This window comes from Sulfitobacter pacificus, from assembly GCF_030159975.1.
Taxonomy (GTDB): domain Bacteria; phylum Pseudomonadota; class Alphaproteobacteria; order Rhodobacterales; family Rhodobacteraceae; genus Sulfitobacter; species Sulfitobacter pacificus.
Map to the genome: position 1 here is coordinate 39953 of NZ_BSNL01000025.1, position 12650 is coordinate 52602.

The 12650-nt window shown below is 54.3% G+C and carries 11 protein-coding genes; 8 read left to right on the forward strand and 3 right to left on the reverse strand.

Annotated elements, in window-relative coordinates:
* The first annotated feature begins 26 nt into the window (after positions 1–26).
* The gene (locus tag QQL78_RS21405) at positions 27–1973 is read left to right on the forward strand and encodes a 4Fe-4S binding protein (RefSeq protein ID WP_284376917.1); all 1947 of its coding nucleotides are present in this window, start codon (positions 27–29) and stop codon (positions 1971–1973) included.
* On the opposite strand, the gene QQL78_RS21410 is transcribed toward QQL78_RS21405, so the two are convergent.
* Positions 1967–2692: a hypothetical protein gene (locus QQL78_RS21410; RefSeq protein ID WP_284376918.1), complete on the reverse strand. Its 726-nt coding sequence runs from the start codon at positions 2690–2692 to the stop codon at positions 1967–1969. The genes QQL78_RS21405 and QQL78_RS21410 overlap by 7 nt on opposite strands.
* Positions 2693–2775: 83 nt before the next feature.
* On the opposite strand from QQL78_RS21410, the gene QQL78_RS21415 reads away from it, so the two are divergent.
* From QQL78_RS21415 to QQL78_RS21445, 7 genes are all read left to right on the forward strand, one after another.
* Positions 2776–2967 (forward strand): DUF6494 family protein, encoded by a 192-nt coding sequence (locus QQL78_RS21415; protein ID WP_284376920.1) that lies wholly within the window; start codon positions 2776–2778, stop codon positions 2965–2967.
* Positions 2968–4023 (forward strand): Mrp/NBP35 family ATP-binding protein, encoded by a 1056-nt coding sequence (locus QQL78_RS21420; protein WP_284376922.1) that lies wholly within the window; start codon positions 2968–2970, stop codon positions 4021–4023.
* Complete coding sequence (locus QQL78_RS21425; RefSeq protein WP_284376928.1) at positions 4020–4724, forward strand: biotin/lipoate--protein ligase family protein; 705 nt, start codon at positions 4020–4022, stop codon at positions 4722–4724. The genes QQL78_RS21420 and QQL78_RS21425 overlap by 4 nt, the downstream gene beginning before the upstream one ends.
* 1 nt (position 4725) lies before the next feature.
* Complete coding sequence (locus QQL78_RS21430) at positions 4726–5220, forward strand: DUF6505 family protein (protein WP_284376930.1); 495 nt, start codon at positions 4726–4728, stop codon at positions 5218–5220.
* A gap of 443 nt (positions 5221–5663) precedes the next feature.
* On the forward strand, positions 5664–8744 hold the full coding sequence (locus QQL78_RS21435; RefSeq protein ID WP_284376932.1) for a CHASE domain-containing protein: 3081 nt from the start codon (positions 5664–5666) through the stop codon (positions 8742–8744).
* A 143-nt stretch (positions 8745–8887) separates the two neighbouring features.
* Positions 8888–10546 (forward strand): PAS domain-containing sensor histidine kinase, encoded by a 1659-nt coding sequence (locus QQL78_RS21440; protein ID WP_284376934.1) that lies wholly within the window; start codon positions 8888–8890, stop codon positions 10544–10546.
* A 13-nt stretch (positions 10547–10559) separates the two neighbouring features.
* Complete coding sequence (locus QQL78_RS21445; protein WP_284376936.1) at positions 10560–10949, forward strand: response regulator; 390 nt, start codon at positions 10560–10562, stop codon at positions 10947–10949.
* Positions 10950–11300: 351 nt separating this feature from the next.
* Here QQL78_RS21445 and QQL78_RS21450 read toward each other — a convergent pair whose 3' ends face one another.
* Positions 11301–11645, reverse strand: coding sequence for an Hpt domain-containing protein (locus QQL78_RS21450; RefSeq protein WP_284376937.1), 345 nt, complete (start codon positions 11643–11645; stop codon positions 11301–11303).
* The gene (locus tag QQL78_RS21455; RefSeq protein ID WP_284376939.1) at positions 11642–12631 is read right to left on the reverse strand and encodes a response regulator; all 990 of its coding nucleotides are present in this window, start codon (positions 12629–12631) and stop codon (positions 11642–11644) included. The genes QQL78_RS21450 and QQL78_RS21455 overlap by 4 nt, the downstream gene beginning before the upstream one ends.
* Positions 12632–12650: the final 19 nt, after the last annotated feature.

Genomic DNA, 12650 nt, shown 5'->3' on the forward strand with positions numbered 1-12650 from the left:
TGGTCCGCATCAAGAAGGGCGTTTCCGTGGCTAAAAAACTCATTTTATGCGATTGTCTGGGGTCTCAATCTCTTGATCCAGAGGCCATTTCACAAGGCACCGGATTGGCTTGTTCAAAGCTGTATAGCAACCTTTGTGTTGATCAGATTGACGATGCCGCACGGGAGATTTCGCAAGATGGGGTGATGCTCGCCTGTCAGCAAGAACGTCAGCGATTTGAAGAGCTCGCAGAAGAGTTAGACGTTGAAATCCCGCAGTTTGTAGATCTGCGTGACCGTGCCGGTTGGGGCGAAGGAAATGCCACGCCCAAGATGACAGCACTGGCCGCGGAGGCGGCGATGTCGGTGCAAACGGGGCGTTCTGTTGATGTGATTTCGGAGGGCACCTGTTTGATCATCGGCGGCGCGGCGGCGATTGCGGCGGCCGCAGAACTTTGTGAAACGCTGGCGGTAACGGTCTTGCTGGCGGATGGGGAAAACTTGCCGACAGATCGCCGGTTTGATGTCGTTGTCGGCGCAGTGCGCAGCGCGACCGGGGCATTGGGCGGGTTTACAGTGAAGTTTGCTGCGTTGCAGCAAATGACCCTCGGTGGACGCGGTGCCTTTCAACTGGGCGCACCGCAAAGCGGGGCAGTATCAGAATGCGACATTATTCTGGACCTCAGCGGTGGCGGCGCGATGTTCCCCGCCCCGGAAAAACGCGAAGGCTATCTGCGGGCAGATCCAAATCATCCGCCGTCGGTTGCGAAGGCGGTTTTCACGGCCTCCCAAATGACTGGTACATTTGAGAAACCCCTCTATGTGCGGTTGGAGCCAAGCATCTGTGCCCATAGCCGCGCGGAACAGGCGGCCTGTTCGAATTGTCTGGATGTCTGCCCAACGGGCGCGATTACCTCAGCGGGTGAACATGTCGCGATTGATCCGATGATCTGTGCGGGGTGTGGGTCGTGTTCGGCGGTATGTCCCTCAGGGGCCATCAGCTATGATGCGCCGCCGGTTGATACATTGTTCCGCCGTATGTCGGTACTGGGTTCGACTTACCGCAAGGCGGGTGGTGAACATGCCCGTCTGTTGGTGCATGATGCAAATTTCGGGGCGGAAATGATCACGCTTGCGGCGCGTTTCGAACGGGGGCTGCCGGCGCATGTTATCCCGATTGAGGTGGATGCCTTGTCCGGTTTTGGCCATGCGGAAATACTTGCCGCACTGGCTTGCGGATTTGAACAGGTGGATATCCTTGTTTCGCCCAAAGCCGAGGTTGAGGTGATCGAGGCACAGTCGGTTTTGGCCAAAGCCCTGTCCGGTTCTGAGGCTGTGCAGCTGTTGCATCCTGCAGATCCTGAGGCGCTGTGTGCGCTGCTTTATGCCGAGGCCAAAACGCCTGTCACCTGTGCCTCTGTCCTGCCCATCGGGTCGCGCCGGCAAGTGACGCGGCTTGCCGCCAAGGCCTTGCAGCCGGAGGCAACAATTGTCGATCTGCCAGAGAATGCCCCCTATGGGGCGGTATTGGTGGACAATGATGCCTGTACCCTTTGCTTGTCCTGCGTGTCGCTTTGCCCTTCCGGGGCCTTGGTGGATAATCCCGATATGCCGCAGTTACGCTTTCAGGAAGATGCATGTTTGCAATGTGGTTTGTGCAGCAATATTTGCCCTGAAAACGCCATCACGCTGAAACCCCAGATGGACCTGAGCGATGCCGCCTTCACCCAGCGGGTGCTGCACGAAGAGGAACCTTTTGCCTGTATCGACTGTGGGGCGCTGTTCGGGGTGAAATCAACAATCGAAAAGATTACCGAAAAACTGGCCGGTAAACATGCGATGTTTGCCACGTCAGAGGCCGCCAAAATGATCCAGATGTGTGACAATTGCCGTGTTCAGGCGCAGTTCCATTCTTCCGACAATCCGTTTCAGGGGGGCGAGCGTCCACGGGTGCGCACAACAGATGACTATTTCTCAAAGCGCAAGGATCATTGAGATTGGATCGGCGCACCCAGATCAGCGGCCTTGATGGAGGCGACAAAACCGACAATTGCGGTGATCTCTTCCAGGGTCATCTCAATTGGTGCGATGGGCGAGGGCAGGTTGGCCGCGAAGGGCTCGGTCACCTCGGTGACCTGGGTAAACGCGGGATGCGGTTTGCGCAGAAAGAAGGTTTCAAAGCGTTCCTGCCAGTCGGGGAAGCTTCGCAGCAATGCGAAAGACGGTGTGGAACCGATGGCCTTCATCCGGTTGCTGTCGTTCACCACGTGGCAGCGCCCACAGCGTTGCAGGCTGACGGTTTCGCCCAACACTGCATCGCCGGTCAGAACCACCGGTTCGGCCGTTGCGGTTGGCGCAAGTTCTGCGCTGAACAACTGTGTGCCGTTTGGGGCAAACGCTTCAATGGTGCGTTTGCCGATGTCGGACAACAACCATGCGCGAAAGCCATCGGTATGTGGCGCGCCCGTGTTCGACAGGTGCCACAGGGTTGCGCCCTCTCGAAAAACCGGTGTGCCACTGGGACCAAAGGCCGCATCCGCGCCCTCGCTTTTCGGCGTTATCCTGATGCCCGTCTTCAGGGAAAATCGGGGCAGGAGATGTTTGATGAACCCGGTTTCACTCAGGGATTGGGGAACTTGCAAGCTGAAGCCTTTGTCTTGCGCCGCCAGCGGGGTGGCAAGCAGGCTGATCAGCACAGCGATTTGTCTCAACATTCTATCCGCTCCAATCTTGCGCCCCAGCCTAGGGGCGTTAGGGTCGCGGCGTCAACAATACAGGTAATTCAAGGGATTATGTCATGAGCGAAGATTTCAACATGTCGATGCGCAAGTTTCTCAAACAGGTTGGCGTGACGTCACAGCAAGCCATTGAAGAGGCGATGCGCAAGGCAGGTGATACATCCGGCAAGAGTTTTGAGGCCAAGATGGTGTTGACCATTGAAGGTGTTGATCTGGAACATGTCGTGACCGGCAAGATTGAAGGCAAGTAAATGTCCCCGACCCGTGAAGAAGTTCTTGCCTGTCTGAAAGGCATCAAAGCGCCCTCTGGTGTTGATCTGGTTGAGGCCGGATTGGTCCGCGCGTTGAATGTGGATGACACAGGTGTGCGTTTTGTGATGGAGGTGGACAGTCCTGATCCCTTCATGGCGGCGAAGGCAGAAGCCGAAGCGGCACTGACGGCATTGGGTGTTTCTTCAGTGTCGATTGTGATGACGGCGCATAGCAAACCAACACCACCGCCGGATCTGAAAGCGGGCCGGAAAGCGGAACCTGCCGGGCCGGAAAAACTGCCCGGTGTGGACCGTATCATCGCCATTGCATCGGGCAAGGGTGGTGTGGGCAAATCCACCGTTGCAGCCAATCTGGCCTGTGCCCTTGCGGCCGAAGGGCGGCGTGTTGGCATGTTGGATGCGGATGTTTACGGACCGTCGCAGCCGCGCATGCTGGGCGTGTCCGGCCGCCCGCAAAGTCCTGATGGCAAACTGATTTTGCCGCTGCGCAACTATGGTGTGACGATGATGTCGATCGGGTTGATGACCAATGATGATCAGGCCGTTGTCTGGCGGGGGCCGATGTTGATGGGTGCCTTGCAGCAGATGTTGACGCAGGTGCAATGGGGTGCGCTTGACGTGTTGATTGTGGATCTTCCGCCGGGTACCGGGGATGTGCAGATGACGCTGGCACAAAAGGCGCAGCTGGACGGGGCGATCATTGTGTCAACGCCGCAGGACGTGGCGCTGCTGGATGCCCGCAAGGGGATCGATATGTTCAACCAGATGGGCACACCGATCATCGGCATGATCGAAAACATGAGCACGCATATCTGTTCGCAATGTGGTCATGAGGAACATGTGTTTGGCCATGGTGGGGTGAAATCCGAGGCGGATAAACTGGAGGTGCCTTTGTTGGCGGAAATCCCGCTGCATCTGGACATTCGCATGGCGGCGGACGGGGGCGCCCCGATTGTGGTGTCAAAGCCCGATACAGCGCAGGCGCAGGCCTTTCGCACAGTTGCCAAGTCATTGATTGAAATGGGCAAAGCATGAGCATCCCCAGCTTTCCACCGCTGTTCAGTGGCCTTGCCGTAGAGGGGCAGATTGACCCGTTTGATAAGGCTTGCGTGGAGGCCGCGCGCGGCTGTGATGCGGGGTTGGTGGTGTATAATCTGGGCGCAAACACCTTGCAGGCGGCGCTGGTCTTTGCACCGGATGTGACCTTGGCCGATGCGGTGGCGATGCTGCCGCTGTGCGGTGTCGGGTTTCAGAATGCGTTGGGGGCGCTGGCCCCGCCTGAGGTTGCTGTGCATCTTGATTGGGGCGGCGGGTTGCGGATCAACGGGGCGTCCTGCGGGCAGATGCGGATGGCCTCTTCCGCGAGCGACCCCGAAGCAGAGCCGGATTGGCTGGTTGTGGGGTTGGAGCTGCCGCTTTGGCCGACCAGTGACGCACCGGGCGAAACCCCGGATCAAACCGCGCTTTATGCCGAAGGCTGTGCAGATGTGAATGCCGTGGATCTGTTGGAATCCTGGGTTAAACATACGCTTGTGGCGATCAATACTTGGCAGGATGATGGCGTGGCGGCATTGCATAAGGACTGGCGAGCATTGGCTTTTGGCATTGGCGAAGCTATTGAAAGAAATGGTGTTTCTGGCACGTTTCTAGGGGTGGATGAAAAGTTCGGGATGTTGCTGCGTACCGATGATACGACACATCTGATCCCGCTGAGTGTTCTTTTGGAGGGCCAGTGACATGATGTTGGCGCGTGCAATTCATTTTGACGAAAGTGACAGGAATGTCTTTCACAAACCTGCCCGTACCGGTGAATGGTGCATTGCAGGGGGATTTGAGTTTTCCAACTGGTCGCAGGCCGATCTGACAGGCAAGGCGCGTCAGGCGTTTTCAAATGGCTGGCTTGGGGTTGAAACATTTGGCCGGGTGACATTTGTCGCCGTGACCCAGATTGAGCCACCTGAATTTGAAACGCTCAAGACCGCTTTGGCCGAACATTTTGTTCAGATGTATGGTGCGCCCTCGGTGGAGGCCGCCGCACAGGTGGCAGAGGACGAGCTGCGCCATATGGCAGAGCTTTGCGAAGATCAGGATGCCAATACATTGCTGACTGTTGCGCGGGAGTTGACCGAGGCCGGCGTGAGAGAGAGCTTTCGCATGATCGAGCCGCGTGATGCCGGTTTGGATCAATTTGCGATCCACGGTGATCTTGAGGGTGGTTCTCACAGCCACTAAGTGCTGCCGCCGGGCAGTTGCAGACATGTTTTAGATCACCGGCAACAGACGGTGCCCGTTCCAGTTTTGCGGCGTGGGACTGTTGTTGCGCGGGAGGTAATTTTGATCAGATCAATTGCCTTCATCAGCACTAGCCCGAATGCCAAACTTTTCAAGCGGTGCTATAGAGCCACGCCGGTCATACCTCTTGACCAAACTGCATTATTATTGTTGCCTGAGTCCGCTATCCGGCCTATCAACCTAGGCTAGAACATTGATAACTGCATAGATTGTCGTGCCTGGGTCGGGCTGTTCCGGCTCTAAATGTTGGTAAAGATTGTGAGTGTGCGATGACTTCACGATTGGAGATACTGCTCGTTGTGGTGTGCTTGGCTCTGACTGGGGCCGCGTACTCGATAAACGTGAGAAGCGACAGGCGTGTAGCAGAGGTAGAGTTCCAGAGGTTGGCTGATGACAGTGTCGAGGCACTGCGAGAGCGTACCAAAAGCTATCTTCAGACCATCAGGGGTACTGCCGCCTATATTGCGGCATCAGATGATGTGACCCACCGTGACTTCAGGAACTACATCAGTGCCCTAGAGATTGAGAACCGGCTGCCAAGCCTTACCGGTCTGGGGTATTCTGTAGAAGTGCCTGCGGCTGGGCTCGATGAATTTGTCAGTAGCATTCGCGCAGGCGGGCGGCCGGATTTCGAAATCCGGCGCAAATCCGAAAGAGATACCCATCTTATTGTAAAATACATCGAACCTGAGGCTAAAAACTCCAGGGCGATTGGACTTGATATCAGCTTTTCACCCGAACGCGCTGAAGTGTTGGAGAGGGCTCGGGATACTGGCACGCTTCAGATCACACCGCCGATACAATTGGTGCAAGAAGACAGATCGCTCCCCGGGTTTGTTACGCTGATGCCGATCTTTGCCCAAGCTCAGGATCCGGGTGGTCCACAGGTTTTCAAGGGATGGGTAAATGCCCCGTTTGTTGCTGAAAACCTGCTTCAGGGTCTGACGTTGGGGCAGGGACAGTTGTACAACCTTCAGGTTTCAGACCAACCTCCGACCGGCGAGGCCCTTTCTATCTTTGACGAAGCCAAAGGGGTGCAGGATCAGGGTGAATTCACCACTCAACGGCAGTTTGACCAATTTGGTCGGACATGGACCTTGTCATATAACAGTACGACAGGATTTGACGCAGCGCTCAGGTCCTATCAACCATTATCCGTTTTGGTCGCGGGGTTGGCGTTGACTGCGTTCCTCGTGCTGATTTTGCGGAATTTGCAGGCGCGGGCAGAGAGTTTGCGACATACTGCGCGCCAAAGCGGGCATCAGGCGCAGACGCGGGCGGAAGAAAACCGCTCGATAGTTGAAAACGCTGTGATTTCGGTTCTGGTAATGGATGCTGCTGGCAAGATCCTTGTTGCCAATCAGGCGGCACAGCGGTGCTTTGGATATTCCAAAGACGAAATGAGCCAGCTGCATTTCAGCACTTTAACAACGGAGATTAGCGACCCGGACGGGAACCACAATGCGTTGGGACGGACCAAAGATGGCGGTGTTCTGGAACTTGATTTGCAATGCAATGAATGGCTTACCAGTGATGGGGAAATGCGCACAACGGCCATTGTACGGGACCTGACAGAACATAACCGGGCCGAGCGTGAGCTGAAGCGGCATAAGACGTTGAATGACATGGCCCTGCAAGGATCCGAGATCGGGGTCTTTGACGTTGATTTGACCACTGGCCTTTCGGATGTGTCAGAGACGTGGTGCCGGATCATGGGATATCCCGATGGCTGTAACGGGATGAACACGCAAGAAAGCTTTCTGTCGCGCATTCACCCGGATGATCTACCCCTGCTGCAACAGGCAGATTTGGATTGTATCGAAGGGCGGACGGAAAGATCTACAGCCGAATATCGGTTAAAGTCTTTTGACGAAGGCTGGCGCTGGATGCGATCCGATGCGGTGGTGGTTGAACGTGATGAGGATGGCAATGCCCTGCGTTTGATCGGAACACAGACAGATGTGACAGATCTGCGCCGTGACCGGAATGCACTGGAGGCAAGCGAAAGTCAGTTCCGACAGGTGCTTTCCAGCGCCCCCATTGGCATGGCGCTGATGGACGATACCGGCAAGTTTACTATTGTAAATAAAGCATTTTGTCATTTGACCGGACGCAGTGAAGCAGCCTTGCTGAACGGCGTCAGCCTTGCAGAGTTGATGCCCAGTGAAGACCGCAAGATGCTATACAAGTCGATTACCGAATTGATGCAGACGGGTAGCGCCTCGGTCTATACAGCAGAGCATCGCATTCTGGATAGTTCGGAGGTCGAACGTTGGGGCCTGTTGAATGTATCGTGGTCTTTTGACAAAAATCTGGGCGGTAATTTGTTTATTGCGCAGATTATCGATATTACCGACCAGAAAAAACTTGATCTGATCAAGAGTGAATTTGTTTCAACAGTCAGCCATGAATTGCGGACACCTTTGACGTCGATCAAGGGTGCGCTGGGGCTTTTGACAGCTTCAAAAGATAATAACCTGACCAAAGGACAGGCGCGTTTGATAGAGATTGCCGGATCGAATGCGGACCGGCTGACGGATATCGTAAATGATATTCTGGACCTTGAAAAAATTTCTTCGGGTGAAATCTCGTTTGATTTCGACGATGTGGATCTTGCGGATGTTGTGGATACTGTGGTGTTGGAAATGGCACCATTTGCCACAACGCATGATAGTTCTTTGCGTATCGAGATGTCTGAAGAGGACTTGAGCATTTATGCAGATATCGGGCGTACCAAGCAGATTCTGGCAAATTTGATTTCCAACGCCTGCAAGTATTCCAATCAAAACAGCGAGGTGCTGATCAAGGCAGAGCGGCTGGACAATATGGCGATCGTCTATGTTCAGAACAGTGGCCCCGGCGTGCCGGAAAACTTCAAGAATCGTATTTTCAAAGCCTTCTCGCAGGCTGACAGTTCAGACACACGTGCCAAGGGCGGGACCGGGCTTGGCCTCAATATCACGCGGCAAATCGTTCTGCGCCATGGCGGCCAGATCGGGTATAAAAGCACTCCGAATGGTGTCACGGTTTTCTGGTTCACACTGCCATTGTCCGAAAGTGCGCTTGAGGCTGAGCCACAGGTCCGGCTGTTGCCCAACGAACCGTCCAATAACAAACTCGCCGTTCTACATGTCGAGGATGACCATGATTTTGCGGAAATCGTAGCAGGGGCCTTGGGTGAATTTGCGACAGTATCCCATGCAAAATCCATTGCCGCCGCCAAACAGTTGCTGGAAAATTCAGCATTGGACGTGGTGATCCTTGATTGGGGTTTGCCTGACGGTGACGCAGATCAGCTGTTGGATGACATATTGGAACTTAAACCTGACCTGCAGGTGATTGCCCTTTCTGCGGATGCGGAGCGGGAAACAGATCCACGATTGTTTGCAAACATGATAAAAAGCCGGACAGACCTTGCCGATGTTGCAGCTGAAGTTAATCGATGTCAGGCTTTGGCTTCCTAGGCTCGACAAAACAAAATTTCATTTTTGGCTAGATATGCCACATTTATGCCCGCTTTACAGCTCATGATGTTTTTGAATTGAATAAAATTGACTTGCCTCGCTATATTTTGCGGGGCTTTGGTCGGAAAGGCGAAGGTGAAACTGTGCTATCGGTTAAACTGAAAAGCGACACCGCAATTACTGCGGCCCTCGGCTGTGGATTGGCAGCTGGATGGTATGGTGCCGCTTCGGGCCTACTTTCCGGTGCTGCAGGCAATATTGTGCCTGCCGCCGGTGCCATTGCGATAGCGGGTTTCTTACCGGCGATACTGGCCGCCAGAAATTCAGGGCAGAATGCCAAAAATAAACCCCGACCCGGCGAGTCGATGTTGAAACAGCTGCAAGCACTCGACCAGCATGCTGGAATAAACATCGTCGACAGTGACAGCCTGCTTACCGAGGTCAATGATCATCTGCTTAAGTTGACAGGATACTCCAGAGCAGAACTGATCGGCCAGCATGTCAGAGTATTGTATGACGATGAGGCCCGATCGGTAACGGATTTAATTCGCGGCAACCTGCAGCGCGGGTTGACCTGGCAAGGTGAAACGCAATTGCGCCGCAAGGACGGTCGTACTCTAGTTACCCAGGCGACAGTTATTCCATTGTTCGATGCAGACGGAACCTGGACGGGTTCGATTTCGGCACGCACTGACGTGACCGAAACGAGCGCGTTGCTGGCGGAACGTCATTCGGCGCAAACCCTGAATGAGCTGCGCGATGATATCTGGATTGTTGATGCCCAGACCGAGGAGTTCAGTTATCTGAACGGCCCAGCGAAAAAGCGCTTGCTGATGGCCAACGAGGAGTATCTTGGGAAAAGCTCGACTGATTTCAGCCTCGCCCATGAGATTGAAGCGGTCTTGAAAGCTTGCCGTGCCCTGCGGGAAAAAGGCGAGGTGACGACCCAGTTCGAATCTGTGCTGGTCGATACACCGATGTATATCAGCATCAAGTTTCTGCCGGGCCCACGGGGTGCCGGCCGCTATCTGATCGTATCAACCGATATTTCGCACCGTCTGGAACAGGAACAGCGGAAGTCTGCATTTATCTCTACGGTCAGCCATGAGTTGCGTTCGCCTCTGACATCGATCAAGGGCGCGATGGGGTTGCTTTTGTCGGGGTCCGCAGGCGAATTGCCGGACAAGGCGTCTGCTCTGCTTGAGATTGCGCACCGCAATGCGGACCGTCTGATTTTGATCATCAACGATATTCTGGATCTCGACAAAATCTCGAATGGTCAAATGGATTTCGAAATTCGGGATGTTGATCTGGTCGAGCTTCTGCATGAGGCAGACAGGGCTAACGCCATGTTGCAACAGCGTTTCGGCGTTGATGTAAAGATAACCGGCGCGGATGAACCGGTGCTTCTGAAGACGGATCCAAACCGATTTATCCAGGTTTTGACCAACCTGATGTCAAACGCCTATAAGTTCTCACCGCCTAACGGCTGTATCATCCTTGATATTAAAGATGTTGGCGAACATGTCTGTATTTCGGTCAAGGACGAAGGGCAGGGGATTCCACTGTCCGAACAAGGCAAGATCTTTGATCGTTTTGCAGATATGACCAACTCTGATCGTGCGGCGAAAGGCGGCACTGGTCTGGGGTTAAGCATTTGTAAAGCTATTGTTGAAAACCTTGGCGGTACAATCGGCTTTGACACCCAAGAAGGTGTTGGCACGACATTCTACTTTAACCTGCCTAAATCGGAGCCAAGCTCTAACGCGATTGATGAGATCGACGTCAAACGCATTGCATGATCGGAGACCTAAGATGATCAAACTTTTACATGTAGAAGACGATGCCGACATTCGCGAAATTGCCGAGATGGCGCTAAGCCTTTCTGGTGAGTTTGATGTGGTACAATGCGAAACGGGTGAGGCGGCTTTGGCCTATGTCGAAAACTACACACCTGACATCGTGTTGCTGGATATGATGATGCCCGGTATGACAGGCCGTCAGACTTTGGAAAAGATGCGTGAAAAGCCGGAGTTCGCAAATGTACCGGCTATTTTTATGACTGCACGCGCGCAACATGCCGAGATTGACGAGCTGTTGCAGATCGGTGCGGCAGATGTGATCAGCAAACCCTTTGATCCAATCTCCCTCGGGGATCAGATCAAGGCGGCAATGCAAAAGGCGGGCATGACCATCGCCGCATAGGTTCTGCGTGCCCCTTGAACGTGGTCCGGCAATTTGTCGGTCTGGTACAAGAGGCATCGCTTTGTCTTGTTAGACTTCCGGCGCAGGCACAGCCAATCCCAATGAAATCCTGTCTCATGGCCTAAATGGCGGGGTCTGTTGTCCTCGCCGTTTGGGCCGTTTGGCATTGCCTTTTCCTTACCCACAAACCCTGACAATGCAGATATTGGGTGGCGGATGGCCTCGCAAAACTGGGGCCCGCGCAGGACCAATGAATCCTGACATTGCGGCCAGCACTCCTGACTTAATGAAATCTATCAGATGAATGGGAAAGTATCGGCACTGCGCCACTGCGCGGCACCGTCTCAGCCGTTAATGTTCTGCGATCAGGGTCTGGCCCTTGGCGACAAAACTATCAATCAGGGACATAACGTCGATGAGCTTGGCTGACGGGTCCCTAAGATAGGCAATGATCGCGTTTTCGCTATCGCGGGCCGTCTGACCCAGATCATGGAACCCCAAAGACCCGGCGCTGCCGGCGATCTGATGCAGAATGCCCTGCGCGGCCTCAAGCTCGCCCGCGGCCTCTGTGGGGTCGGTACTGTCCCATGCGGTAAGTACGTGATGGGCAATGGTGGTTTGCCGCTCCTGAAGTAAACTCAGGAAACGTTGTTTGATGCGCTCGATGCCAGGTAATGAGTCTACCATGTCTTTCATGCTCGTTGCTCCACGGACCAAAAGTCGGTCAAGGACCGCTCGTGTGCTTCACTGGCAGCTTCTGCTGAAGTATGTGCGGCGGCAACAGCTTCCATCACGGAGCCAGCCGACTTCCAGATCAAGCGGATCGCTTCACCTGCGCTGACACGGACATAAAGTTTCCGTGCTGAATTATCGTATAACTCCGTGCGCGACAGCGCCAGGTTTACAGCATCCATCAAGGCGGACATTTTGGGGCGCCAGCCGCTTTCGGTGACGCAAACAAATGTTCCGCTGCCCGCGTAGGACATCAGAAACTGATGGCCGGCCAATGTGTCAGAGATCACTTCTGCGACGTCAGACACCAGGCTGTAGAACTCGAAGGGAGACATGGATTGATGGTGTTCTTCGATCTTGCGGATCGTGAACGCAAATGTCGTAGATCCGAACAGGGCCCCACGGGAAAGCTGTGCAACATAGTTTTGCATCGCCATATATTCGATCACATTGTCCACATCATAAATCGAAATGGGTTCATGCAATTCAATAGCGTTGTCCGGCGCGTCCGGCTGTGATGGGGCCGAGATATTCTGGGTTGCGAAAATCTTGCGGGTGCGCGATTGGCGTGCTTCGACCAGGCCTTCGACCAGACCCAGACGCGCCCGCAATTCAGGCACTTCGAAAGGTTTGGTGATATAGTCGGTGGCCCCGGCAGAAAATGCCGCATCGACATAACGCTTGTCCGACATTGCGGTCAGCATCAGAATCGGCGTGTCGGCGTAAGATGGCAGGGAACGCACGCTTTTGGTCAGTGCGATCCCGTCCATCTCGGGCATTTGGATATCAAAGAGAAAACAATCAAACGCCTCTGCTTCGGAGGAGTTCAATAGATCAAGCGCCTCTGGGCCGGACAAGGCAGTTGTCAGCTCATGTTCACCAATCAGCTCCGCAAACTGAACAAGCAGTTCAAGAATAATAGGATCATCATCGACCGCTAGGATTTTCATCTTCTTCTCCGTTCCCTGC